This is a genomic window from Streptomyces sp. NPDC034086, assembly GCF_055575515.1.
This window is the reverse complement of record NZ_JBVISM010000019.1, coordinates 40,378-65,041: the sequence shown is the minus strand read 5'-3', so window position 1 is coordinate 65,041 and position 24,664 is coordinate 40,378. Positions and strand designations below refer to the sequence as shown.

The 24,664-nt window shown below is 69.7% G+C and carries 25 protein-coding genes, 1 tRNA gene and 3 pseudogenes; 11 read left to right on the top strand and 18 right to left on the bottom strand.

Going from position 1 to position 24,664, the window contains the following annotated elements:
* Positions 1-102: 102 nt before the first annotated feature.
* From ACZ514_RS29165 to ACZ514_RS29155, 3 genes are all read left to right on the top strand, one after another.
* On the top strand, positions 103-678 hold the full coding sequence (locus ACZ514_RS29165) for a TerD family protein (RefSeq protein ID WP_388936147.1): 576 nt from the start codon (positions 103-105) through the stop codon (positions 676-678).
* 25 nt (positions 679-703) lie between these two features.
* Positions 704-1,837, top strand: a complete 1,134-nt coding sequence (locus tag ACZ514_RS29160; RefSeq protein ID WP_468171465.1) for a DUF475 domain-containing protein — start codon at positions 704-706, stop codon at positions 1,835-1,837.
* Positions 1,838-1,952: 115 nt separating this feature from the next.
* Positions 1,953-2,693, top strand: a complete 741-nt coding sequence (locus ACZ514_RS29155) for a TerD family protein (protein WP_468699631.1) — start codon at positions 1,953-1,955, stop codon at positions 2,691-2,693.
* A 39-nt stretch (positions 2,694-2,732) separates the two neighbouring features.
* Here the strand turns inward: ACZ514_RS29155 and ACZ514_RS29150 are convergent, their stop codons facing one another.
* Positions 2,733-3,524 carry a TerD family protein gene (locus ACZ514_RS29150; RefSeq protein WP_468699630.1) on the bottom strand — a complete coding sequence of 264 codons (792 nt, stop codon included), beginning with the start codon at positions 3,522-3,524 and terminating at the stop codon, positions 2,733-2,735.
* 185 nt (positions 3,525-3,709) lie between these two features.
* On the opposite strand from ACZ514_RS29150, the gene ACZ514_RS29145 reads away from it, so the two are divergent.
* Genes ACZ514_RS29145 through ACZ514_RS29130 form a run of 4 tightly spaced genes read left to right on the top strand, consistent with a single transcriptional unit; the run spans position 3,710 to position 8,887 of the window.
* Positions 3,710-4,885 (top strand): HpcH/HpaI aldolase/citrate lyase family protein, encoded by a 1,176-nt coding sequence (locus ACZ514_RS29145; protein WP_469126078.1) that lies wholly within the window; start codon positions 3,710-3,712, stop codon positions 4,883-4,885.
* A gap of 11 nt (positions 4,886-4,896) precedes the next feature.
* Entirely contained in the window at positions 4,897-7,413 is a 2,517-nt protein-coding gene (locus tag ACZ514_RS29140; protein ID WP_469126077.1) for a phosphoribosyltransferase, read from the top strand.
* On the top strand, positions 7,410-8,231 hold the full coding sequence (locus tag ACZ514_RS29135) for an HAD family hydrolase (protein WP_468171450.1): 822 nt from the start codon (positions 7,410-7,412) through the stop codon (positions 8,229-8,231). Before ACZ514_RS29140 ends, ACZ514_RS29135 begins: the two co-directional genes overlap by 4 nt.
* Positions 8,228-8,887 carry an O-methyltransferase gene (locus tag ACZ514_RS29130; protein ID WP_469126076.1) on the top strand — a complete coding sequence of 220 codons (660 nt, stop codon included), beginning with the start codon at positions 8,228-8,230 and terminating at the stop codon, positions 8,885-8,887. Before ACZ514_RS29135 ends, ACZ514_RS29130 begins: the two co-directional genes overlap by 4 nt.
* A 15-nt stretch (positions 8,888-8,902) precedes the next feature.
* Here the strand turns inward: ACZ514_RS29130 and ACZ514_RS29125 are convergent, their stop codons facing one another.
* The 3 genes from ACZ514_RS29125 to ACZ514_RS29115 all read right to left on the bottom strand — a co-directional run bounded on the left by ACZ514_RS29125 (position 8,903) and on the right by ACZ514_RS29115 (position 11,364).
* Positions 8,903-9,109, bottom strand: a complete 207-nt coding sequence (locus ACZ514_RS29125) for an FmdB family zinc ribbon protein (protein ID WP_467893756.1) — start codon at positions 9,107-9,109, stop codon at positions 8,903-8,905.
* Positions 9,110-9,118: 9 nt separating this feature from the next.
* Positions 9,119-9,847 carry a DUF4383 domain-containing protein gene (locus ACZ514_RS29120; RefSeq protein ID WP_469126075.1) on the bottom strand — a complete coding sequence of 243 codons (729 nt, stop codon included), beginning with the start codon at positions 9,845-9,847 and terminating at the stop codon, positions 9,119-9,121.
* Between the two features lie 272 nt (positions 9,848-10,119).
* Entirely contained in the window at positions 10,120-11,364 is a 1,245-nt protein-coding gene (locus tag ACZ514_RS29115) for a hypothetical protein (protein WP_468171441.1), read from the bottom strand.
* Positions 11,365-11,470: 106 nt separating this feature from the next.
* On the opposite strand from ACZ514_RS29115, the gene ACZ514_RS29110 reads away from it, so the two are divergent.
* Both ACZ514_RS29110 and ACZ514_RS29105 read left to right on the top strand, forming a co-directional pair.
* Positions 11,471-11,545: transfer RNA gene (locus ACZ514_RS29110), tRNA-Val, on the top strand.
* A gap of 172 nt (positions 11,546-11,717) precedes the next feature.
* Positions 11,718-12,770: a NaeI family type II restriction endonuclease gene (locus ACZ514_RS29105; protein WP_469126074.1), complete on the top strand. Its 1,053-nt coding sequence runs from the start codon at positions 11,718-11,720 to the stop codon at positions 12,768-12,770.
* A 73-nt stretch (positions 12,771-12,843) separates the two neighbouring features.
* On the opposite strand, the pseudogene ACZ514_RS29100 reads toward ACZ514_RS29105, so the two are convergent.
* From ACZ514_RS29100 to ACZ514_RS29040, 13 genes and pseudogenes are all read right to left on the bottom strand, one after another.
* Positions 12,844-13,997 (bottom strand): annotated as a pseudogene (locus ACZ514_RS29100) (tyrosine-type recombinase/integrase).
* Entirely contained in the window at positions 13,997-14,185 is a 189-nt protein-coding gene (locus ACZ514_RS29095) for a helix-turn-helix domain-containing protein (protein ID WP_344333450.1), read from the bottom strand. The pseudogene ACZ514_RS29100 and the gene ACZ514_RS29095 overlap by 1 nt, the downstream one beginning before the upstream one ends.
* Positions 14,182-15,585, bottom strand: a complete 1,404-nt coding sequence (repSA, locus tag ACZ514_RS29090; protein WP_469126073.1) for a replication initiator protein RepSA — start codon at positions 15,583-15,585, stop codon at positions 14,182-14,184. The genes ACZ514_RS29095 and repSA overlap by 4 nt, the downstream gene beginning before the upstream one ends.
* Positions 15,582-16,180, bottom strand: a pseudogene (locus tag ACZ514_RS29085) (SAM-dependent methyltransferase). Before ACZ514_RS29085 ends, repSA begins: the two are co-directional and overlap by 4 nt.
* Before the next feature lie 62 nt (positions 16,181-16,242).
* On the bottom strand, positions 16,243-16,413 hold the full coding sequence (locus tag ACZ514_RS29080) for a hypothetical protein (RefSeq protein ID WP_468622575.1): 171 nt from the start codon (positions 16,411-16,413) through the stop codon (positions 16,243-16,245).
* Positions 16,414-16,418: 5 nt separating this feature from the next.
* Entirely contained in the window at positions 16,419-16,598 is a 180-nt protein-coding gene (locus ACZ514_RS29075) for a hypothetical protein (RefSeq protein ID WP_468622574.1), read from the bottom strand.
* A gap of 95 nt (positions 16,599-16,693) precedes the next feature.
* Positions 16,694-17,011 carry a SpdD-like protein gene (locus ACZ514_RS29070; protein WP_469114042.1) on the bottom strand — a complete coding sequence of 106 codons (318 nt, stop codon included), beginning with the start codon at positions 17,009-17,011 and terminating at the stop codon, positions 16,694-16,696.
* Positions 17,012-17,023: 12 nt separating this feature from the next.
* A complete protein-coding gene (locus ACZ514_RS29065) occupies positions 17,024-17,179 on the bottom strand; it encodes a hypothetical protein (RefSeq protein WP_468622570.1) in 156 nt (51 codons plus the stop codon).
* Between the two features lie 21 nt (positions 17,180-17,200).
* A complete protein-coding gene (locus ACZ514_RS29060; RefSeq protein ID WP_469126072.1) occupies positions 17,201-17,389 on the bottom strand; it encodes a mobile element transfer protein in 189 nt (62 codons plus the stop codon).
* Positions 17,390-17,405: 16 nt separating this feature from the next.
* Positions 17,406-18,102, bottom strand: a pseudogene (locus ACZ514_RS29055) (DUF2637 domain-containing protein).
* A gap of 22 nt (positions 18,103-18,124) precedes the next feature.
* Positions 18,125-18,316, bottom strand: a complete 192-nt coding sequence (locus tag ACZ514_RS29050) for a hypothetical protein (protein WP_468622565.1) — start codon at positions 18,314-18,316, stop codon at positions 18,125-18,127.
* A gap of 78 nt (positions 18,317-18,394) precedes the next feature.
* Positions 18,395-19,744 carry an FtsK/SpoIIIE domain-containing protein gene (locus ACZ514_RS29045; protein WP_469126071.1) on the bottom strand — a complete coding sequence of 450 codons (1,350 nt, stop codon included), beginning with the start codon at positions 19,742-19,744 and terminating at the stop codon, positions 18,395-18,397.
* Between the two features lie 2 nt (positions 19,745-19,746).
* On the bottom strand, positions 19,747-20,079 hold the full coding sequence (locus ACZ514_RS29040; RefSeq protein ID WP_469114041.1) for an SCO3933 family regulatory protein: 333 nt from the start codon (positions 20,077-20,079) through the stop codon (positions 19,747-19,749).
* A gap of 148 nt (positions 20,080-20,227) precedes the next feature.
* On the opposite strand from ACZ514_RS29040, the gene ACZ514_RS29035 reads away from it, so the two are divergent.
* Positions 20,228-21,022, top strand: a complete 795-nt coding sequence (locus ACZ514_RS29035) for a GntR family transcriptional regulator (protein WP_469126070.1) — start codon at positions 20,228-20,230, stop codon at positions 21,020-21,022.
* Positions 21,019-21,672, top strand: coding sequence for a YdcF family protein (locus ACZ514_RS29030; RefSeq protein ID WP_468622558.1), 654 nt, complete (start codon positions 21,019-21,021; stop codon positions 21,670-21,672). The genes ACZ514_RS29035 and ACZ514_RS29030 overlap by 4 nt, the downstream gene beginning before the upstream one ends.
* Positions 21,673-22,469: 797 nt before the next feature.
* Here ACZ514_RS29030 and ACZ514_RS29025 read toward each other — a convergent pair.
* Positions 22,470-24,269 (bottom strand): ATP-binding protein, encoded by a 1,800-nt coding sequence (locus ACZ514_RS29025; RefSeq protein ID WP_469126069.1) that lies wholly within the window; start codon positions 24,267-24,269, stop codon positions 22,470-22,472.
* Between the last annotated feature and the right edge of the window lie 395 nt (positions 24,270-24,664).

The following is a 24,664-nucleotide window of genomic DNA, read 5'->3' as shown; positions in this document are numbered from 1 at the left end:
CGTCCGGCGCCGTGCACCTCTGTGTACGGCGCCGGACCGGCTTTGCCACCATGAGCGGGTGGCTCGGCCACCACCACCACGTCGTACGGGGAGGACCACATCATGGGCGTCACACTCGCCAAGGGGGGCAACGTCTCCCTGTCCAAGGCCGCACCGAACCTCACCCGGGTTCTGATCGGTCTCGGATGGGACGCGCGCTCGACCACGGGGGCCGACTTCGACCTCGACGCCAGCGCACTGCTGTGCAACAGCGGCCGGGTGCTGGGGGACGAGTACTTCGTCTTCTACAACAACCTCAAGAGCCCCGAGGGCTCCGTCGAACACACCGGGGACAACCTCACCGGCGAGGGTGACGGCGACGACGAGTCGATCATCATCGACCTCACGAAGGTGCCCGCCCAGGTCGACAAGATCGTCTTCCCGGTCTCGATCCACGAGGCGGACGCGCGCCGCCAGAGCTTCGGCCAGGTGAGCAACGCCTTCATCCGCGTGGTGAACATGGCCGACGACCAGGAACTGGCCCGCTACGACCTGACCGAGGACGCCTCCAGCGAGACGGCGATGATCTTCGGTGAGGTCTACCGGTACGGCGGGGAATGGAAGTTCCGGGCGGTAGGGCAGGGGTACGCGTCGGGGCTGCGGGGCATCGCTCTAGACTTCGGGGTCAACGTTTCGTAAAGCCGTACAACACGATGGGGTGCCAGTGGTTCTCAAAACCTTCGGCTGGTCGTTCGCAGTCACTGCGCTCGGTCTGGTCGCAGCGGTGTTCTACGGGGGGTGGACCGCTTTTGGGATCGTGGCGATCCTGTCGATCCTCGAGATCTCGCTGTCTTTCGACAACGCGGTGGTCAACGCCGGAATCCTGAAGAAGATGAATGCCTTCTGGCAGAAGATCTTCCTCACCGTCGGTGTCCTCATCGCCGTGTTCGGCATGCGCCTGGTCTTCCCGGTGGTCATCGTGGCGATCAGCGCCAAGATCGGCCCCATCGAGGCCGTCGATCTGGCGATGACCGACAAGGACATGTACAAGCAGCTGGTCACGGACGCCCACCCGTCCATCGCCGCCTTCGGCGGCATGTTCCTGCTGATGATCTTCCTCGACTTCATCTTCGAGGACCGTGACATCAAGTGGCTCGCCTGGCTCGAGCGCCCGCTCGCCAAGCTCGGCAAGATCGACATGCTGTCCGCGTGCATCGCGCTGATCGTCCTGGTCATCACCTCGCTGACCTTCGCCGCCCACGCCCACCAGCACGGCGGGACCCACGTGGACAAGGCGCAGACCGTCCTGATCTCCGGCGTCCTCGGCCTGATCACGTACATGGTCGTCGGCGGTCTCTCCGGCTACTTCGAGAACAAGCTCGAGGAAGAGGAGGAGGCCGAGCACGAGGCGGAGGAAGCGGCCAAGAAGAGCGGCAAGCCCGTCTCGGCCGTCGCCATGGCCGGCAAGGCCGCGTTCTTCATGTTCCTCTACCTCGAGGTCCTCGACGCCTCCTTCTCCTTCGACGGCGTCATCGGCGCCTTCGCCATCACCAACGACATCGTGCTCATGGCCCTCGGCCTCGGCATCGGTGCCATGTACGTCCGGTCGCTCACGGTCTACCTGGTCCGCCAGGGCACCCTCGACGACTACGTCTACCTGGAGCACGGCGCGCACTACGCGATCGGCGCCCTCGCCGTGATCCTGCTCGTCACCATCCAGTACGAGATCCACGAGGTCATCACCGGCCTCGTCGGCGTCCTGCTCATCGCCTGGTCCTTCTGGTCCTCCGTGCGCCGCAACAAGCGGCTGGCGGCCGAGGGCGGCGACAGCGCCGCGGAGGTCGGAGCCGGGGTGTGACCCGGCGCTGATTGCGGAACGCTTCCAGTAACGACGGGGCGGCCGCGCGGATCCACTGGACCGCGCGGCCGCCCCGCCGCATGTCCGCACCGACCGACCCGGGGGGTTGGAACACATGGGGTTCTTCGACGGGATCAGGGGCGCTCGCGCCATGGGCTTCGACTCGGGCAACGCCTCGTCGAACGCCATCGAGCTGACCAAACGGCACCCGACGGTGTCGCTCACCAAACAGCAGGCCGTCCACGGCAACATGCGCGTGAACCTCTCCTGGCGGATGCGCACCTCCGACTTCGGCGGCCGCTCCGGCCAGAGCGGCCGGCTCCTGCGGCATCCGTTCAAACTCTTCAAACCGGACATCGTGCAGGCCCACACCCAGGGCATGGTCAACGTGGACCTCGACATGGGCTGTCTCTACGAGCTGACCGACGGCACCCGGGGCGCCGTGCAGCCCCTGGGCAACCTCCTCGGCGACCTCAACGACCCGCCGTACGTGAAGCTCAGCGGCGACGACCGGTTCGGCTCGGGCTCGGGGGAGACCCTGTACATCAACCTCGACCACGCCGACGAGATCAAACGGCTCCTCGTCTTCGTCTACATCTACGACCAGACCCCGGCCTTCGACCGGACCCACGCCCTGGTCACCCTCTACCCGACCGCCGGACCCAGGATCGAGATCCCCCTGGACGAGCGGCACCCGCAGGCCCGCTCCTGCGCGGTCCTCTCCCTGGAGAACGTCAAGGGCGAGCTGCTCGTCCGCCGCGAGGTGAGGTTCGTGTACGGGTTCCAGGCCGAGCTGGACCGGCTGTACGGCTGGGGGCTCCAGTGGGGCCGGGGCTACAAGAGCACCAAGGCCTGAACGCGGCCCCCGACCGGCACCGGCCCGGCCCCCGCCCGGTCAGCGGCGGATGAACTGCGGACCCTGCACCGGCATCCGGAAGGACGGGTCGCCGCCCGGGGCCGGCACCGGGGCGGGGGACACCGGCTGCGGGTAGCCGTAGGCGGGCGGGGCCGCCGGCGGGGCCTGCGTGACCGGAGCCGGCACCGGGGGGCGCATGGCGGCGGTCCGCTCCGACCCGGGGGCCGGGGCGGTGGCCGGGGCCGCCTCCGCGGCGGAGCCGGCCGCCTCGGCGGCGTTCTCGTCGACGGAGATGCCGTGGTCGGTGGCCAGCCCCACCAGGCCGTCGGAGTAGCCCTCGCCCAGGGCGCGGAACTTCCACCCCTCGCCCCGGCGGTACAGCTCCCCGCAGATCAGCGCCGTCTCGGCGCCGGTCTCCGGGCGGACGTCGAAGTGGGCCAGCGGCTCGGGAGCACCGCCCGGGGTGGCGTCGTACAGCTGGATGCGCAGGTCACGGACCTGCTCGAAGGGCACGTCTTCGGCGGAGGCCACCACCAGGACCCGGTCCACGGCGGGGGGAACGGCACGCAGGTCCGCCTGGACGGCGTCGGTGACCGCGTTGCCCACCTGCTTCTTGCCCAGGCGCCACACGGACCCCGAGGGGTGCCGGGGCTGGTTGTAGAACACGAAGTCCTCGTCCGAGCGCACGCGCCCGTCCGCTCCCACGAGCAGCGCGGAGGCGTCCACGTCCGGCACCTCGGGTCCGGTGGTCCAGCGCAGTACCGCCCGTACCGCCGTGGCGGTCACCGGGATGTTGGAGCCCTTCTGCATCGCGTGCGTCATGCCCGTCATCCTGCCCTCCCGGGGGCGACCGGGACAATGCGGCCCCCCGTAGGGCCTTGTCCCGGGAGCGGGAGCTGGGCATGGTGCAAGAGGGTTACCTGAACTTCATGTGCTTGAGGAACTCTTGACTCGCGTTCGTACGTACTATTACCGGCCACGCCAGTTGGGCCGCCGAGGCAGTACGGGGGAAGCACATGCGTCACTTCGGGCACATATCGCCCACCGTCCGAAAGGACCTCTTCCACCAGGAGCCGGCCGAGTTCACCCTGGCCTCCCCGGCCCGCACCCTGGCCGCCGCCCTCGGAGCGACCCTCTACAGCCCGGCCATCCGGCCCAAGCTGGCCGAGGACATCCGCAAGCAGGCCGGCCGGGGCGTCGTCTCCATGGTCCTCTGCCTGGAGGATTCCATCAGCGACGCCGACGTGGTGGACGGCGAGGAGAACCTCGTCCGGCAGTTCGAGGCCCTCGACGCCGAAGGGGCGGGCCCCGCAGGGCTGCCGCTCCTCTTCATCCGCGTCCGCACCCCCGAGCAGATACCCGATCTCGTCCGGCGGCTCGGCGGTTCGGTGCACAACCTGGCCGGATTCGTACTACCGAAGTTCACCGAAAGCCGTGGAACGGCCTTCCTGGACGCCGTCTCCCAGGCCGAGGCGGCCGCCGGACTGCCCCGGCTGTACGCCATGCCGGTCCTGGAGACCCCCGACCTCCTCCACCTCGAAACCCGGGTCGAGGCCCTCGCCGGCATCTCGCGCACCGTCAACCGCTACCGCGAGCGGGTCCTCGCCCTGCGCCTGGGCGTCACCGACTTCTGCTCCCTCTACGGACTGCGCCGCACCCCCGACATGACCGCCTACGACGTCCAGATCGTCGCCGGGGTCATCGCCGACGTCGTCAACGTCCTCAGCCGCGCCGACGGCACCGGCTTCACCGTCACCGGCCCCGTCTGGGAGTACTTCCGCAGCCAGCAGCGCCTCTTCAAGCCGCAGCTGCGCCGCAGCCCCTTCCTGGAGGAGGGCGTGGAGGAACTGCGCACCGCCCTGATCGAACACGACCTCGACGGGCTGCTGCGCGAGATCGAGCTCGACCGCGCCAACGGGCTGCTCGGCAAGACCTGCATCCACCCGGCCCACGTCACGCCGGTGCACGCGCTGTCGGTGGTCTCCCACGAGGAGTTCAGCGACGCCCAGGACATCCTGCGCCCCGAGCGCGGAGGCGGCGGCGTGATGCGCTCCGCCTACACGAACAAGATGAACGAGGTGAAGCCCCACCGGGCCTGGGCCGAGCGCACCATGCTGCGCGCCGAGGTCTTCGGTGTGGCGAAGGAGGAGGTCGGCTTCGTCGACCTCCTGACGGCCGGGCTCCAGGTGTGAGCCGGCCGGCCATGACGAGGAAGGGCAAGACCATCGACACGGTGTGGTCGGGAACCTGGGTCGCCGAGCGGCTGGGCGTGGAGCTGAGCCAAACCGCCGGCGAGACGTCGCCGCGGCTGGAGGAGCTGCTCGGGCTGGCCCTGCGGCGCAATCCGAAGCGGGCGCACCTGCTCGTCTCGCGGGTCCTGGGCAAACACGTCCCGCAGTCGCCCGCGGCCGTGTACGCCGCCGGCCACGGGCTGGGCGTACGGGTCCGCGAGCTGCTCGGGGAATCCGCCGCCGCCGCGGTGGTCCTCGGCTACGCCGAAACCGCCACCGGCCTCGGCCACTGCGTCGCCGACGGTCTGGGCCCCGCCTCCTACCTGCACTCCACGCGGCGCCCGGTGGCGGGGCTGCGGCCCGCCGGCGGGTTCGAGGAGGCCCACTCGCACGCCACCTCGCACCTCCTGCTGCCCGAGGATCCCGCGCTGCTCGCCGGACAGGGGCCGCTGGTCCTGGTCGACGACGAGTTCTCCACCGGCAACACCGTCCTGAACACCATCCGCGACCTCCACGCCCGCCACCCCCGCCCGCACTACGTGGTCGTCGCCCTCGTCGACATGCGCTCGGCCGCCGACCGCGACCGCCTGACCGCCTTCGCCGCCGAACTCGGTGCGCGCGTCGACCTGATCGCCCTGGCGTCCGGGACGGTCTCCCTCCCGGACGGGGTCCTGGCCAAGGGGCGGGCCCTGGTGGAGGAGCACGAGGCCGCCGGAGCGGGTGCCGGTGCCGGAGCGGGAGCCGATGCCGATGCCGGAGCCGGAGCCGGAGCCGGTGCCGGCACCGGGTCCGGGCCGGGCGGTGCGCCGGCGGTCACCCGGGTCCGGCTCGGCTGGCCCGCGGGGCTGCCGGACGGCGGCCGCCACGGCTTCACCCCCGCGCACCGCGAAACGCTGGAAGCCGCCCTGCCCGCCATGGCCGCGCGGCTCGCCGGCGCGCTGGGCGAGCGGCCCGGGAAGGTCCTCGTACTCGGCAACGAGGAGCTGATGTACGCGCCGCTGCGCCTCGCGCGGGCCCTGGAGGAATCCGGTGCGGCCCGCGAGGTGCGGTTCTCCACCACCACCCGTTCGCCCGTGCTCGCCGTGGACGACCCCGGCTACGCGATCCGGACCCGGCTGGTCTTCCCGGCCCACGACGCCCCCGCCGACGGGCCCGGGGACCGCTACGCCTACAACGTCGCCGGCGCCGGTTTCGACGCCGTCGTCGCCGTCGTCGACTCCGCCGGGGACACGCCCCGGCTCCACGCGGGACTGCTCGCCCGGCTCGCCCCGCACACCGGCCGGGTCGTCCTGGCCGTCGTCCCGTCCTACGTACCCGACCGGCAGGAGCCGACCGTGACCGAGCCGCCGCTGCCCGAACCGCTGCGGGGACCGGCCTTCTCCTCGTACGCACCCGAGGACGTCGGCTGGCTCCTCCAGGACCTCTCCGGCGTGCGGCTGGAGGCCCCGACCGAGGAACGCGAGGAGGCCATCCAGGCGGGCGGCGCCCACTACGCCGAGTCCCTGCCCGTCGAGTACCAGCCCTCGCCGCAGTACCAGGAGCTGTACCGCAGCGCCCTGGACGCCTCGGCCGCGCGGATCGCCCGTGCCGTCGGCACCGTCACCGAGACCGTGCTCGCCGAGCGCTCCCCCTCGCCCGTGCTGGTCTCCCTGGCCCGCGCCGGCACCCCCGTCGGCGTGCTGATGCGCCGCTGGGCCCGCGCCCGGCACGGCCTGGACCTGCCGCACTACGCCGTCTCCATCGTGCGCGGCCGCGGCATCGACGCCAACGCCCTGCGCTGGCTCGCCGCCCACCACGACCCCGCCGACGTCGTCTTCGTCGACGGCTGGACCGGCAAGGGCGCCATCACCCGCGAGCTGCGGGAGGCCCTGGCCGGCTTCGAGGGCTTCGACCCGGAGATCGTCGTCCTCGCCGACCCCGGGTCCTGCGTGGACACGTACGGCACCCGCGAGGACTTCCTGATCCCCTCCGCCTGCCTGAATTCCACCGTTTCCGGACTCGTCTCGCGTACGGTGCTCAGGTCCGACCTGGTCGGCCCCCGCGACTTCCACGGCGCGAAGTTCTACCGGGAGCTGGCCGGCGCCGACGTCTCCGCCGCCTTCGTCGACACCGTGGCCGCCCGCTTCGACGAGGTCGCCGACACGGTCGCCGCCGAGGTGAAGGAACTCCTCGCCGCCGACCGCACCCCGACCTGGGCGGGCTGGGCGGCGGTGGAACGGATCAGCGAGGAGTACGGCATCCACGACGTGAACCTGGTCAAGCCGGGCGTCGGCGAGACCACCCGGGTGCTGCTGCGCCGCGTGCCGTGGAAGATCCTGGCCCAGCGCGGAGCCGGCTCCGACCTGGACCACGTACGCCTGCTCGCCGAACAGCGCGGCGTGCCGGTCGAGGAGGTCGACGACCTGCCCTACATGTGCGTGGGACTGATCCACCCGCGCTTCACGCGCGGCGCCACGGGCGCCGACGGAAAGGCCGTGGCCTCCAAGTGACCGTCCTCGTAGCCAGTGACCTCGACCGCACGCTCATCTACTCGTCGGCCGCCCTCGCCCTGACCATGCCCGACCCGGAAGCGCCCCGGCTGCTGTGCGTCGAGGTGCACGAGAGCAGGCCGCTGTCCTACATGACGGAGACGGCGGCGGCACTGCTCGCCGGGCTGGCCGCCGACCCGGGGGCGGTGTTCGTCCCGACCACCACCCGCACGCGCAAGCAGTACCAGCGGATCCGCTTCCCCGGCCCGGCGGCCCGGTACGCGATCTGCGCCAACGGCGGCCAGCTGCTGGTGGACGGCGTACCGGACCGGGACTGGCGGCGCGCGGTGGCCGCACGCCTCGCGGCGGAATGCGCCCCGCTGGAGGAGGTGCACCAGCACCTGCTGGCCGTATCCGACCCGGTGTGGCTGCGCAAGACGCGCGTGGCGGAGGACCTCTTCGCGTACCTGGTCGTCGAGCGGGCACTGGTGCCCGAGGAGTGGCTCAAGGCCCTGACGGAGTGGTGCGCGGTGCGCGGCTGGACGGTCTCGCTCCAGGGCCGCAAGATCTACGCCGTTCCGCGGCCGCTGACCAAGAGCGCCGCCATGCGGGAGATCGCCCGCCGCACCGGTGCCACCACGACCCTCGCGGCCGGCGACTCACTGCTGGACGCCGACCTGCTGCTGGCGGCCGACCGGGCCTGGCGGCCGGGGCACGGGGAGCTGGCCGACGCGGGCTGGACCGCCCCCACGGTGACGGCCCTGAGCGCGGCCGGAGTCGTGGCGGGCGAGCAGATCGTCCGGGAATTCGGCCGGGCCGTTGCGACACTGACCGCATGACCAAGGGCAACAGCACCAAGATCACTGACGAGCTCTACCAGTACGTCCTGGCCCACAACCCCCCGCTGGACGAGGTCCAGCGGGGGCTGGTGAGGACCACCTGGGAGAAGTTCCCCGAGTCGGCCGGGATGCAGTCCGCGGAGGAACAGGGACCGCTGCTGGCCTTCCTGGTCCGGCTGACCGGAGCCCGCCACATCGTGGAGGTCGGCACCTTCACCGGCTTCTCCGCCCTGTCCATGGCCCAGGCCCTCCCGGCGGACGGGCGCCTGATGACCTGTGACGTGTCGCAGGAGTGGACCGCGTACGCCCGCGAGGCGTGGCGGACGGCGGGCGTCGCCGACCGGATCGAGCTGCGCATCGCCCCCGCGCTGGAGACCCTGCGCGCCATGCCGGCGGAGCCGCACGTCGACATGGCGTACGTGGACGCGGACAAGGAGAACCAGATCCTCTACTGGGAGGAGCTGGTGCCGAGGCTGCGCCCGGGCGGCCTGATCGTCACCGACAACACCCTGTTCCACGGCACGGTGCTCGACGAGTCACCCACCGGCCGGGGGGCGAGCGTCCGCGCGTTCAACGAGCACGCCATGGCCGACCCCCGCATGGAGTCCGTCCTGCTGGCGATCTCCGACGGCCTGACCCTCTCGCGCAGGCGCTGAGCCGCCCCGGGGGAGTCAGCAGCAGCCGCCCCCACCGCAGCAGCCGCCCCCGCCGGCCGGCGCGGGAGCACTGCTGGTCCCGCCGACGGCGACGGCGGAGAGCAGCTTGACGGTGTCGGCGTGCCCGGAGGGGCAGTCGGCGGGCGCGGACGATTCGGCCATCGGCCGGCTGACCTCAAAGGTGTCGTCGCAGGTCCGGCAGCGGTATTCGTAACGAGGCATGAGCACAGGCTACGCAGTGCCGCGGCCGGACCGGAATCCCTCCCGGACCCGCAGCTCGCGCGCCGCCTGGTCGGGGTGGCGGGCGCGCCAGTACGGATTGTCGTGCGGCAGGGCGCTGCCGACCCGCCCGTACATCCCGAACCACATCAGCATCACGCCGACGACGAAGCTGAACAGTACGTTCTGGATCCGGAACGCCAGGAAGTTCAGGCCGGAGTCCAGCAGGGCGAGGTTGACGAAGCCGCTCGCGATGAAGGCCAGCCCGAGCACGATGTTCAGGGTGGAGGCGAAGGTCCCGCCGATCACCATCCCGGCGAACAGCAGCCCGCCGATGCAGATGGACAGGACGCTCAGCGCACCGTTGGTGTTCAGGGCCAGCACCGTGTCGCCGCCGGTGTCGAAGAAGCCGATCCGGTCTATCAGCCCGAGGACCCCGAAGACGATCAGCAGCAGACCGGTCAGGCCGGCGCCGACCCGGTAGACCTTGCTGAGCTTGTGGTCCGTGGGCAGGTGCTCGTCGAGCCGGGCGTTGACGGGGTGCAGCAGACGCTCCACCAGGCGGGGGCCGCGCGGCTCGGGCGGCGGCCCGTACGGCTCGTGGGGCACGTAGGGCGCGTAGTGCTCGTGCGGCTGCGTGCACCCGTACGCCGCGTGCGCCACGTAGGCCTCGTGACGTACGGGGGGTAGGGGCGGCGGCGCGTAGCGGGTGCGGGGCCGGTGGAACATGCGGGCGGCCATAACGCCCTCCTCTGCTCCGTTCCAGCATCCGCCGCCGGCCCCACCCGGACAACCGCGCAGCGCCGGACCCCGGCCGCGTCCGTGGTCCTGGCCCCGAGCCCGGCCGCGGGTCACCGCCGCGCCGCGCCCGCGGTCAGGGCCCCGAGCCCGGCCGGGGTGCTCCCGTCGCGCCGCGCCCGCGGTTTGGGCTCGAGCCCGGCCGGGGTGCACCCTCGCGCCGCGCCCACGCAACGGCTCGCCGCTTGTGCGTCTGCCCGCCCCCGCCGGTGGGGCTACCCGGCCCCGCGCCGGTCGCGGATGTCCGACACCACCCGGCCCACCGCCGCCCGGACCTGTTCCATCTCCTGGAGGAAGTGCCAGTAGTCGGGGTGCCGTCCCTCCAGCGCGGCCAGCGCCCGCTCCATCCGTGCCACGGCCTCGTCCAGCGGCCGCGCGTGCCGCGGATCGGGCACGCTCCGGCCGGCCATCGCCAGCCGCTGCGCGTCCCGGATCGCGAACCGGGTCCGCTCCGCCTCCGCCCTGGGGTCCCGCGCCACCGCCTCCAGCCGCGTGAGCCGGTCCTGCGCGGCCGACACCGCCTCGTCGGTGGCGTCCAGCGCGGCCCGTACTGCCTCGACCAGCGCCGATACGTCGGCCCAGCGCTGTTCCTCCCGCGCCCGGGCGGCCTCCCCGAGCCGCTCCTCGGCCCGCGCGACATCGCGTACCGCCTGGTCGGGGACGTGCTGGAGGTCCTGCCAGCAGGCCGCAGTGAAGCGCCGCCGCAGCTCGCTGAGGACCGGATCCACGCGGTCCGCCCGGTTGCGCAGCGCCTGCGCCCGGGTCCGCAGGCTCACCAGCCGCCGGTCGATCTCCGCGGCCCGCTCCGGCAACCGCTCGGCCTCCGCCCGTACGGTCTCCGCGTCCCGCAGGATCCGGTCGGCGCGCTGCACGGTCTCCTGCACCCCGTGCCGGGCCGCGCCCTGGTTCAGCTTCGTCAGCTCCGGCCCCAGCGCCGCCAGCCGCGCCGCGAGGTCGTCGGCCCGCATCCCCCGGGCCCGTACCGCGTCCAGCGCGTCACTCGCCGCCAGCAGCGCCGCCTTCGCCCGCTCCCGCGCGGGCGCCACCCGGGCCAGCTGCGTCTCCGCCTTGTCCAGCAGCGGCTGCAGCCCCTGGGCGAACCGCTCCAGCTCCCCCTTGACCCGCACCAGCTCGTCCCGCGCCCGCGTCAGCTGCTGCCGCGCCTGGTGCGCGACGGAGCCCTCCAGGTCGACCCGGTCCAGGTCGTGCGCGTCGACGGCCTCGATGTACTCGCGGCTCACCTCGTCGATCCGCCGCCCGAGCGCGGCGAACCCCTCGGTGGCCTGCCGCGCCGCGGGAGACCCGTCGGCGGCGGCGATGGTCTCGATGGAGATCCGCAGATCCCGCTGCGCGGTGTCCAGCTCGTAGAACGCGGCCGCCGCGGCGTCCTTCGCCGCCTGCGCATCCGCCCGCCGACTCTCGTCCCGCCCACCGAACCACCGCCGGGATGCCGTCGTCACAATCCCTCTCCCGTGCCGCGTCCGCCCATGCCCCGGTCCATTCTCCCCCACGGGAACGGGATTGCGTGGGGGGTCCGCCCTGCATGTAGGCTGTCCACTCGTCCACGGGTGTGTAGCTCAGGGGTAGAGCGCTGCTCTTACAAAGCAGATGTCGGCGGTTCGAAACCGTCCACGCCCACCAGCACGAAGGCCCCCAACCGATCACGGTTGGGGGCCTTCTGCATCCGCACGTGACATCAACGAGCACGGTCAGGGGCGGTCCTGTGGCCTGCGCAGCGGCAGAAGCTGCCGGCGCGATGCGACGACAGACCGGAATAGCTGGCCTCCCGGTTGGGTGGGAAGGACGAGCCCGCTTGCTTGCTGGCAGCCACTCACGGGGCCCTAGGATCACGGCAGAAGATCATCCGCTGCTAGGGGGGACTGTGCCGGACGGGTTGCTTTTTGATGTGGCCGGGGGCTCTGCCAACGAGCCCGACACGGCTGACGGCAGTGCGGGCTTCGATCCGGCACTGAATGAAGTTATCGAGGCCATCAAAGAGAAAGGCCGGGGAAGTCTCGCTGGCCGCTTTGGGCAAGTGTTCCGTAGGTCCGTTGACGAAATCCTGGATGGCCGGCGGACCCGGCGCTACGATTTCCTCGATGAAAAGGTGGCCAACGTCGAGCGTTCCTACCTCGGCGCCAAGGCGGAGATTCTTGCGCGAGAAGAGTTCGATTTCGGGCATGGGGTCGACCTTGATTACCTGATCGCGGGTCACGAAGTTGACGCCAAATTCAGCGCGACGGGTGATTGGATGATCGCGCCAAAGAACGTGGGGAAAATATGCTTGGTGATGCAAGCGTCGGAAGGCACTTCCAGGTTCAGTGTCGGGGTGGTGCGGGCCCAGCCGGATCTGCTGAGGCCGAAAGCTACCCGCGACAGCAAGAGGTCCTTCCGGGCGGCAGCTAAGGTGTCCATCAGGTGGCTGGTCAGGGAGGCCGAGTATCCGCGGAACCAGCTCATGGAGCTACGTCGAGCAGACGTGAACGCGGTGAACGCCATATTTGCCTCTTCAAGTAGCGGACAGAAGCGAGTCAACGAGCTTTTCCGTCGGCTACAGCAGACGCTGGTAAACCGCACTACGGTTCAGACGGTGGCCTCCCAGGAGGACAGCTCTAAGAGAGTGCGCGATGCCAGACTGGATCTCCGTGACGAGGGGATTCTTATCCTTGGATATCAGCGGCAGCATAGGGAGATCGCAAAGGCTTTGGGCCTACCCGGTATTAGTCAGGGTGAGTGGGCCTCTGTGCGGGTGTGCCCGGCGGAAGTCGGAGATATCCAGCCGACATTCCGACTTGATGGGGTGGAATACCGGATAGCTGGACCGGATGGCCAGCCGCACAAGGCTCCCGAGCTTCCCCGAGAGTAGATCTTTTTGTCCGCCCCGCTAACAACTTGAGGGCCTCAGCCTGTCTAAGGCGAGGCCCTCAAGGCGCGTCCGGTCAGGCTTTGACAGGTTGGTGCCTGAGCAGCCGGTCAATGTGCCCGATGGCCTCGCGCTGGGTGTCCTGGACGACGTGGGTGTACACGTTCATCGTGACGGCGATCTGCGAGTGCCCGAGGATCTCCATCACGACCCGAGGCGGGACCCCGGCGGCGGTCAACAGGGTCGCGGTGCCGTGGCGCGCGTGATGCAGCCGGATCACCCTCAGTCCGGCGTCCTTGGCCACGCGGGTGAAGGACCGGTAGACGTTCCGCGGCTCGATCGGCCGCCCGGTCCGGGTGGTGAAGACGTATCCGGTCTCCTGCCAGGCGTCGCCTGCCTTCTCACGCTGGGCGGCCTGCCTCATCCGCTGCCAGCGCAGGGAGCGACACAGATCCCGGGCAGGGGCAGCGTCTGCCGGCGCCGACGTCCCTTGGGGTCGTCCTCGTACGCCTCCCCGCTGACCCGTTGCCGCTGGGTCCGCACCCGGATCTCACGCTTGTCGAGATCCACGTTCTCCCACCGCAGCCCGACGATCTCGCCGCGCCGAAAGCCGAGGGCGATGGCGATGACGAAGGCCGGGTACAGCGGGTCGGTCCGGGCGGCCGCCAGGAAGTCCAGCGTTTCCTGGAGCGTCCAGGGGTCCATCTCCCGCGAGTCGACCTTGGGCGGCTCCACAAGCGTGGCCACGTTCCGGCTCACCAGCTCTTCCCGGCAGGCAGCGGTGAGGGCGGTCCGCAGAACCCGGTGCGACTCTTTGGCCGTTGCCGCGCTGGTCTTCTTCTGCAACTGCCCCAGCGCCCGCCGGACATCGGCCACGCTCATCGACTCCAGGCGCTTCGAGCCGAGCATCGGGACGAGGTAGAGCCGCACGTGGATCTCGTACTTGGCGAAGGTGGTGCGCTTGCGGTGCGGCTTCACGATGTTGTCGAGCCAGTACGGCAGCCACTCGGAGAGCTTGGCCGACCGGGTGGGGACGGGGACGCCCTGGTCCACCTTGGCGAGCAGCTCCCGGCGCTTCACGTCGCATTCGGCCCAGGTCTTGCCGTAGGCGAACTTCCGGGCGCGGGTGCCGCCGGGCTGGAGGACGTAGACGGCTGCCTGGAACCGTCCGTCCTTGCGCTGGGTGATGGCCCCGGCGCCGTTGGGGTTGCGCTTGCGCTGGGTCGCCATCAGGCAGCCTCCTCGATCTCGTGGTCGATGAACTCCCGGACGGCGTCAGCCGGGATCCGGCGGGCCCGGCCGATGGTGATGGAGACGAGCCGCCGGGACCGGATCAGGTCGTAGACGGTCGAGCGCCCGAGCTTGAGCCGCTGCATGACCTCGGGCACGGTCAGCAGTTCGGCGGTCGCGGTGGTCAGGACACGTCTCCTTCCAGGGCGAGCTGGTCGTGTAGGCCTTCGCGGGCGATCTCGCGGTTGTGCTGGATGTCGCGGCGGATGTTGGCGGCGAGCCAGGACTCACCGGGGGTGTGGCCGTGGCCGGCGTAGCACCAGTGGGCGATGACGAGGAGGGTGGCTTCCGGGTTCTCGTCGGGGTCGGGCAGGCCGAGGGATGCGCGTTGCTGGGCGGCGCGGTAGTCGGCGCGGATCTGGCGTAAGGCGCCGAGGGTGGTGGAGTAGCGGCGGGACTTGGTGGAGAAGTGGCCGCGGAAGCCGAGCATGTGAGCCCAGGCCCTCAGTCGCCGGTCGGGGTAGGCGCGGTCGAGGTCCATACAGGCTTCCATGAGCCGACGGGGGTGGTCGGGGACGCCGAGGAGGACGAGTGCCTCCTTGTTGCCGACGGGGTGGTCGACGGTGCCGGTGGTCTCGGCGGCTTTGGTGGCGTACTTGGCGACGTAGGAGGCGACCGCCTGTTCCGTCAGCTCTTCGCCGTTCCCGAAGGCGCCGATGGGCTGGACGTCGAGCTGCTCGCCCCACCGCAGCTCCCACTCGTCCGCGATCCCGTGGTCCGGGGCGGCAGGGACGACGACGCGGACGCGGGCGGCTGCGGCCCGGATGGAGTCCGTGAGGAGATCGAGCGTCGCCCAGGCGGGCGGCGGGGACTCGGGCCCGTCGGGTCCGTCGAAGCGGATGACGGCGTGGAAGTGGACGGCCCCGCGCTTCTGGTACTCGGCGACCTTGCCGAAGGAGACCCGGGACTGTTCGCGGGCGGCCTTCTGGGTGAGGCCGGCGCGGGCGGCGATCTCGCGGCGGAGGTAGATCGTGAAGTAGCGCCACAGCTCGGAGGCGTGGTTGTTCCACAGCACCGCACCCGCGTAGTCGTAGCCGTCCGGGTCGAGCGGGGTCCCCAGCTCGGGCGCGTCCTCGGTATGCCGGACGCCGCAGCGGCAGGGGCGGGCGCCGGGGCGGTTGTGGACGGGGCCGAAGGACGGGGCGGTGAGGGTGGCGAAGACGCGGGGATGGTCGCGGATCGTCTCGGGGGTGCCCTTGGCCCGGTCGCCGACGAGTCCGGCGCGGATGAGGTGGTAGGTGTCGCCGGCGTAGGTCCAGGCACAGGCCGGGCAGCGGGAGGCGCGGCGGTTGCCGCAGGCGACGCGCAGGACGCCGCCGGGTTCGGTGTCGGTGGTGTAGGCGTGGAGCACGGTCTTGGTGGCGGGGTCGAGGAGCTTGGTGCCGCCGGACAGTCGGATGGGGGCGGCGCAGCCGCCGGTGCGGCGGATCTGCTCGGTCAGGCGGTCGAAACCGGGAGCCCCGGCCACCCGAAGCAGGTCGCTCAGGGTGGCCGGGTCCAGGCCCGCCAGGGTGGCGGCATCGGTCACGCAGCCACCTCCAGGAGGGAGGCGAGCAGGGCGGTGCCGATGTGTTCGGTGTAGGCCGGCGGGATGCACTCGCGGATCCCGTCGCGGTTCATCCAGGGGACGCCCATGTCGGTGCGGGCTTCCTGGACGCCGGAGAAGTTGCCGACGTAGTGGGCGAAGTGGCCCTCGGCGCGGGGGCGGCCCATCTTGGTCAGGGGCGCGGTGTGGGGGCGGTGGCGGGGCTGGGTGAGGGCGAAGCCTCCGCCGGTCTCGAACAGCCGGTGGCGGTAGGTCCGCATCCCGAACGCGGCCGCGCACAGGGTGACAGGGGTACGCAGCTGGGATGCGGCGTCTTCGACGTTCTCGATCACCCAGGGGCGGCCGGTGGCTTCGAGCGCGGCGCGGACGGGGGCGATGAGGTCGGGGTGGGTGCGGTTCTGGATGCGCTGGGCGAGGGTGTAGCGCTGGCAGGGCGGGGAGGCGTGGATGAAGTCGAACTCAGGGCCTGCTCGTAGACGTACTCGATCGCGTCGGCCTGGACGAAGTCGAAGGGGTAGCGGGGCTGGGGGGCGAGGTCGACGCCGGTGACGTCGAAGCCGGCGAGGTGGTAGCCCATGCCCGCTCCGCCCTGGCAGCAGAACAGGTCCAGCACCTTCAGGCCGTTGGGGAGGGCGGTGTTCACTGGCCGTCCTCCTTCGTGGGGTGGTTGTCGATCCACTCCTCGGCGCACACCTTGTGGACGGGCTTGCCCCGGTCGGAGCGAAGCGGGGTGGGCTTGGTGCAGATCACGCAGGGCTTGTCGCCGGTGTGGTCGAAGTGCTCGGGCGAGCGCCAGTCGAGGAGAGCCACAGCCGTCACCTCCCGACGCGGACGCGGGCGGCGGGGACGGTGTGGCCCAGGCCTCGGCAGGCGGGGCAGTGGACGGGGATGGTGTCCCGGGTGCCGCTGGCGGTGAGCAGGCCGGTGGTGATGGTGGCGGTGGCGAAGCCGTCGCAGTGGTGGCAGACGCGCGGGGCAGGGGTGTGCTCGGGCATGATGAAGCTCTCCCATTCGGGTCCGTTGGATCTGGGATGGGTGCAGGCGCCCGGGGCGGCGGAAGTTTGGCGACCGAGGCCGCCCCGGGGGCCGTTCAGTGCTTGTGCAGGTCCTTGATGAGCAGGCGCAGGACCACCGCGATCAGGGCGATGGAGACGCCGGTGATGGCGACGGCGAGGAGCATCGAGACGAGGACGGCGCCGACGACCAGGACCGCGGCACCGCCGCCGGCGGCGAGGGCGAGAACGCTGCCGGGGGTGAGCTGGACCGTGGGCCGGGTCGGGGCGGCCGGCGGGGCGACCATGGGCGAGGACTGGTGGCGGGACTCGACGCCGGTGGTGGGGGCGGTCTGGGTAAGCGGGGTGACGATGCCGGTCGGGAGCGGGTTGACCGGGATGTGCGGTCGGAACATGGCGGTGTCTCCCTACTTGGTGATGGGGTCGGCGATCGGGGCGAGGAAGCTGTCGGCGAGGAGGTAGCCGCCGAGGAGGATCACGGCGACAAGCCACCAGGGCGGGCGGATGAGCTTGATGCCGAGGGCGCCGACGACGATCAGGGCGAGCCAGAGCGGGACGTCCATGACGTGGGTCTCCTTCGCGGGTCAGCGCGGGTTGCAGCGGTGGGTGCGGGCGGCGAGTTCAGCGGCGGCGCGGCTGGAGTAGTCGGCGGAGAAGCCGCACTCGGGGGCGGTGCAGGCGGCGGTGTGCTTGGTACGGCCAAGGCCGTCGCGGTAGGTGCCGACGCGGACGGGTCCGATGCGGATCACGTTGTAGAAGTGCTTCGGGCGCATGGGTGGCGATCTCCTGTCAGGCGAGTTGGAGGGCGATCGAGTCCGCGAGCGCGGCCGGGACACCGAGACGGGTCCGGAGGGTCGTCGCGTCGATCGGGGCGCCGGTCTGGACGCGGTGGGCGTCCGCGATCTTTCGGGCGTGATCGAGCAGCGCAGGCGGAACGGCCACAGCGGTAGCGGGGGGCGCAGGTTTGGCGACGGGAGTAAGTTCCGCTGGGGCTTCTTCGTCCGGTTCTTCCGGGGCGGGTTCGGCCGGCGGAAGTTCGGTGGCCGGTTCCGGGATCCGCTCCACGGTGAGTTCCGGCTCAGGTTCGCTGTGAGGCCGATCCAGGGGCTCCGGTTCCGGCACCTTCGGCTCTGGTGCCGGGCTGTGGGCGAGGAGGGTGCCGCCGAGGAAGGCGAGGGCGGGCCATCCGGTGACGAGGATGCGCAGCCAGGCCGGGACGTTCTGGAGGTCGAGGAGCCCGGCGGTGGCGATGTTGGCGCCGAGTGAGGCGATGAGGGCGATGGCGAACCACAGCCAGGCATCGCGGTTCTCGACGTCGGTGCGCATTCGGCGCCAGGCGGCGACCAACAGGAGGTCGACGCTGACCCCAGGCCTTCCAGCCGTCCTGCCCGGCAGCGGCGGCGAGGTCGTGGAGGTGGGCGAAGGACAGGGCCCCGGCGATGACGGCTTGGATGACTACGGCGTCGAAGCGGAGGGTGCGTAACACGAGGCCGTCTCCTTCCTGGGGGTTAGGCGGTGCCGGTGCCGAGGCAGTCCAGGCACAGCGCGGTCTGGGTGGCGTCGATCTCCCGGCGCTTGCGCCCCACCCGGACCGTCGTCGTGGTCTCCCCAGTGCCGGAGCAGGTGCCGCAGGACGGCGGGGTGGACGCGGGCTTGGACGTACGGCGACGCGGGCCCGGGGGCTTCTTCGTGGCGGACATGGGGTTCCCTTCGGATTCGGGCATGGGTCGGGTAGGGACCTGGCGTGAGACGGTCACGCCAACCGAGGGGATAAGGGATCAGTCTGTCGCTGGAATCGGCTTCACCAGCGGAACGGACCCGTTCGCCGCGGCTTCGGCGGGGAGCACCGGCCGGTACGGGGCGAGGGCCGGAAGGTCCGGGGTCAGGTAGGCGTACTGCGTGCAGATCTCACCGGCTTCGTCCGCGCTCAGTTCGGGGGTGCGGATGCGGGACCAGCCGCCGGAGGAGTCGCCGGCCACGGCGACGCCGGGGCGGTCGGGCGGGATCGTGGTCACCGCGATCACCGCGTCCGGGGCAATGTCGCCGAGGCCCATGTCAGCGGTCTGTTTGTCGTTGACGCGGTGGACGACGCGGCCGGTGAGCTGGGCGCGGAGCGTGGTGGCGCACTTGCCGAGGTCGGAGCCGAAGCGCTGGCCGCAGATCTCCAGGTAGATTCCGGCGGCGCGGGCCATCTGCCCGAGCCGGATCATCTGCGTGACCATCCGGTCCCGGCGTTCCTCGTCCTTCTTTCCGGCGACGAGGAACAGTTCCGCGATCTCGTCCACCAGCAGCACGACCGGCACTGGCCGGACCTCTTCGGGCAGCCCCCAGATGTCGGCGGCCCCGTACTCGCTCAGCAGGTCGAATCGGGTCTCCATGTCGTCCACGAGCGCGTCCAGAACCCCCGCGGCTTCGTCCGGCGTCACCGCGAGAGCCGACAGGCGCGGGGCGTAACGCCGCTGCTCGACCCCGCGCTTGCAGTCGATGCCGACGAGGGCGACCGGCAGCCGGGCAAGGCCGGCAACGAGGTTGCGCTGATACATGGACTTGCCCGACTGGTTGGCGCCGAGCGTCAGGGCGTGGGGGACCTTGAGGTAGTCCCGGACGAACGCGGTGCCGTCCTCCCGCAGCGCGACCGCCACCGTCATCGGCCCGGAAGGCAGGCGGCGCGGCATCCTCACCCGCTGGAGCACGTCGTAGCCGGTCATCCGCAGCTCGACAAACCCGGGCCGGACCTCGATCACGTTGACCGAGCGGACGCCCCAGGCGTGCCGCAGCCGTTCCGATGCCGCCATCACGTCGGCGGGCTCCAGTCCGGCCGGCAGCCGCAGGGTGACCCGCATCCCGGTCGCGGAGGGACGGACGCGGCGGACCCGAGGCGGGACGGGCTGGACGTCACCGTGCCGGGTGACGTTGCGGACCAGGAACGCCCGCAGGCGCGACGGCTGCACCGTCAGCCCGCACACGTCCATCGTGGAGCGATACGTCACCGCGAACCGCACCCGCGCCACCGGCAACCCCACTAGCGACCAGTACACGCGCGGCGCGCGGGCCTTCGCGTAGCGGAGGCCTCCACCGGCCCCGGCCAGGGGGACGGCGACGTCCCATAAGGTCGTCAGGTCAGCCACGGTCAGGCCCCGACGGTGGTGAGGGCGACGGCGCGGAACGAGATGCCGTGCCGGGTCTGGCCGTTGAACGTGTTCTCCCAGTCCCGGGCCTTCAGCCCGATCACCGACACCGGCATGCCCGGCACCAGCCCCGCGGGCAGTCCGGTCTCCGGGACGGTCACCTGGTAGAGGTTGCCCTCCCCCTCGTCCGAGATCAGCAGGCCGACCGTGGACAGACCCGCACCGGTCTCCCGGTCGGTGGCCCGCTCACCGGTCTGCTTGCTCACGAGTTTCGGCGTGGGGGCGGTCGCGACGAAGACGACGGCGGTCGAGAGGTCGATCTTGAAAGCGGGCATGGATGCTCCCAATGTCAGGCAGCCCGAGTGAGCCCATTTTGGCTCGCTGTCCTAGGACTGCGTCGCTGAGAGAAATAGTGGCGCACAGTCCTAGGACTGTCTAGTCCTAGGACTGTGCTTGACTAGATTCCGTCGAGAGGAGTTCGTGATGGCGCCCAAGTGGCGAGAGCTGGCGGACAAGCTGGCCGAAGAGATCAGAAGCGGTGTCTACCGGCCTGGACAGCAGTTGCCCCACATCCGAGAACAGGTCGATCAGGGCAAGGGCTCCAAGGCCACCGTCCACGCCGCCTACAAGGCCCTGGAAGCTGAAGGTCTTGTCACCTCGTCCCGCGGCCACGGCACCGTCGTGCGGCAGCAGGTTCCACTGAAGCGCCTGGGTATCGCCCGGTACGACAAGGCCAAGTGGCGCGACGGCGACGAAGTGGCGTTCATCGCGGACCGTGTGGCCTCCGGCCGGGCGTACCGCCGCAACGAACAGACCCAGTCGGTGAGCCTCGTTGAAGCGTCAGCCGAGGTGGCAGCCGCACACGGTCTCGCGCTGGGGGCTCCGGTCTACGCACGTGCACGGCTGGTCAAGGAAGGCGACCAGCCGACGCATATGCTGACCAGCTACTACCGGCCCGAGCACGTTGAAGGTACGCGTCTGGTGGATCCGACGCCTGGCCCGGCCGGCCGAGGTGGCGGGTTCCGCGTCCTGTACGACGCGGGTTACGAGATCGACCACATGAAGGAACGGATCTTCGCCCGGACCCCCACGGCGGACGAGGTGAAGCTTCTCCAGCTTCCGGCCGGCGAACCAGTCGTGGAGCTGCATCGCACGACCTGCACCGCATCCGGCACAGTGGTCGAGTTCGCCATTGGAGTGCACGCTGCGTCGCGGTTCGCCTGGGAGTACGACTTCAAGGTCCCCGACTCGGCGAATGACGGGGAAGGCCAGTCGTGATCTCGGCGCAGGACTGGGCAGACACTCGGCGCTTGTGGGACTACCACCAGATGGGCCACATGCCGCGGCCCTGCTCGGTCGCCATCGGGCTGGGCAGCCACGACTTGGGGGTGGCGGACACCGCGGTCGATCTGTACCGCCGAGGCATGGCTCCGCTACTCCTGTTCACCGGAGCCACCAGCCCCACGACGCGCGAACGGATGCCGCGCGGCGAGGCCGTCCACTACCAGGAGCGAGCGATCGAACTGGGGGTCCCCAGCTCAGCCGTACTGGTGGAGCCGCGCGCTCGGAACACCGGCGAGAACATCCGCTTCAGCCGCGAACTCCTCCGAGAAGCCGGGGTGGAGGTTTCCTCCGTACTGCTGATCAGCAAGCCCTACGAGGAACGACGGGCATACGCCACGGCGCGGCAACTGTGGCCCGAAGTCGAGATCGTCAGCGCTTCGAGCCCGATGACGCTGGAGGAGTACGTGAGCTCCATCGGGGACGCCCGCTTGGTGATCGACATGCTTGTGGGCGCTTTGCAGCGGCTTCTGCTCTACCCGGAACAGGGGTTCATGATCAGCCAGCAGGTGCCGAACGACGTGATCGAGGCATACGAACAGCTGTGCCGACGCGGGTTCACAAGCAGGCTGCTGAAGGGGGAATAGGGGGGCGGGGAGGGAGGCAAGTGTGAGGATGACGGGCGACGGCGGAAACGTTGCCCACCCGATCCAGCCCAACCCGGTCCCGATCATTACGGCGGCGGAGCGGGTGCGGGTGGGGTAGCGGACTGCACCCTCATTGGTGACTCGCTCACCGACGTCCAGGCTGCTCACGCCGCCGGCGGCAACGGTGGTGGCCTACGCCAACAAGCCTCACAAGGCCACGCTCTTCGCCGAGGCGGGAGCCGACGCCGCACCGACGCTATGCACGCCATTGCCGGGGCCTTCCCCACGGCTTCGCCGTAGGAGCCACGCGGACCTGTTACAGGTTTCTCTACCTCATCAAGCACCCGGCTGCGCTCCGCTCCGCCGGGCGGGCTTCCCGGCTCCGCTCTCGCGCGACGCTCCTGCCTTCGGCCCGCTCCGCGCGCGCTGCGCCGACGCCCGCCCCTACAGACGGGATAAGGCCCGAAGGCATGAGCCGAGCCCCAAAGGGGCCGCTGGTTCCCTCCCTCACCGAACATGCCTCCGGCGGGGGCGCTCCGGCTCCGGGATGGCGGGGACCGCTCGCGAGTGCCGGCCGGATGAGGCTGAGGCGGGGGAACTCCCATCCCGTCTGCCGTCGACCCAGGACAAGCCGAGCAGACACGGCACCGGGCGTCCAGGTCGTTCGTACAGTGGCGCGCTCCACCTGGACGCCCGGCACCGCGCCCGCTCCACATACGTGTGGGTCGACGGCAGACGGGATGGGAGTTGGGGAGGTCGGGGCGAAGGTAGACAACCCACTGCACGTCAACAGAAGGTTACCTATCCTCGGCAGACCCACCCTGGCTCAACGACCAACGACTAGTCCGGTCCCCGCGCCTGCCCAGCAAAGCGACCTTTCCTTCGGTTTTCAACAACTCGATCGCGTACTCGACCTGCCTGGTGGAGAGCCCCGTAAATGCGCGAATATCACTGACCGACGCAGGGCCGGCCGTCAAGGCCTCCACTACAGCCTTTGCGTTCTCCCTCCGCGCCCCGCGAGAGCGTGTAACTCCACCTTCGATCTTATCCGGTGAGCTACCAAGCTCCGCCGACTCCGCCTCATCCATTACCGGAAGATTCTGCCGCCCAGAGCTGGACTTCCCCGAAAGATCTGAAGCGAGGCGATAAATTCTACCCCCCCGCTCCCCAACAGCCTCAGCCACCTGGGCATCGACTAGACCAGCGAGGGTATTCCTCGCCTCAAGCGAGTCCATGGGAAATGCGTCGCGCAGGGATTTGTTAGTCCATCGCGTACCGTGCCTCATCGCCACAAGCGCATGCCGCTGAATATCACTCAAGGGGGCAGAAGGGCTGAGAGAAGCCAGCCACTCCAGATCAGCCGGGGCCAACAATGTGTGATTAGGGACTCGAACCGTGAACTTCACCCCTTGATCATGAAAACGAGGGGGAACCATTCCAGCTTCGCGAAGACTCCTCAAGACCGTAGGGATTCCTGAAGCGAGAGCCTCCACTACCCGCTGCCCCCGGGCATAGCGAACGTTCTGACAAACTCGCACAATGTACGAATTCCGTGCAGAAGTAACCCCGGTGTGACCCAAACGGTCCACAGTCAGACCCCAAAGACCGCCAGGGTTGCTCAGGATGAGCTGACTCTTATCGATCTTGAGCGTAATCGCCTCCCCTAGAGCATAGGGGCCCAAGTCTCGATGGATCAGCGCATTAGAGAGCAGCTCACGCACAGCTTCAACTGGGTACTCGGACTCGTCGCGCCCATGGCCGTCATAACCAAACCGAACCCTGGTTCGAGTGTTCCTTTGAACCCAACTCAATGCCTGTTCAAGCATCAGCGGGATGGGGCCGTCAAATCGCCTGGCATCGACAGCCCGCGTACCGGGAGGGTCATTTGGACCCGGGACGACACTGGCCTGAATGACCAGGTTGGGGAAAAATTGCTGCGGATAGACCCCTAGAGACAGCAGGCCGGCCACCGTGGGCCGACGATCGGGCCCCGCCACCACTCCCGTACGGAATAGAATCTCATCTCGATCAAACCGCGCAAGGGCCGGAGACGTGGCCTTACAGTTCTCAATATAGGAATCAATTAGAATGACGTCGAGATCATCCATGCCAGATTCGTTCACGACAGCCTGATCAAATCGCGGCATATCCCGATTGGCGATAAACGCCTGCTCTTCAAGCTGGGAAAGTTCATAGTCCCCATCGTAAGAACGCAGATAGGCTTTCCCGGTGCCCTTGACACGGCAAGGCTTGAATGACGTGGCGAGTTCATCGACCTGGGCAACAACCACCGGCCGGCCCTCAAAGATAAAATCCCAGGTCTGCGGATTTACCGCTGGCTCAATTCCGGTACGTGACATCGACGCCAGCGCAGACTTACAAGCCACTGGGTCATAAACCCCAACGGCGCTAAAATTGTCCGATTCATCGAGTCCAAAGATCAGCGTCCCGCCACCGGGCGTATTGGCGAAAGCGGAGACGGTGGGCGCAACGGTCCGAGGGAAGCCGTCTGCGGCGCGCTTAACCTCAACCTCAGCGAAGTCACTCCCCTCGCTTCGAAGATCAGCAACGATGGTCGTCAGCTCAGTCAGATCCACAAAGCGAGCCTAGCCCTCCCTGTTGGGGATCTGCCACATCCCCAACAGCACGGAGGGCAGCCCAAGCCCTTGGACCCTGAGGTCAAGCCTCGACAAAGAGACCGTCATTTTTACTCCAAATGAACACCCACCCCGGGTCTTCCTGGCTACGGTCCGTCACCGGAGGTGCAGCGTAGCGACGGACCGTAGCCAGGAAGACGCCACCAAGCGCCCTCCATTATTACGGTGAGTGACCATTGAGCGATTGTTGTGGTGCCCAGCTCCCCAAAGGCTCTGGCATCGCGGCCCGCTCTTGGGGCTCTGAGAGCGACTGATGCGCCCTGTTTCTACCGATTGCAACCCAGATGGGGCATGAAGATCGGTGACTCCCAGGCTCGTGATTGCCGGGTTCCCGG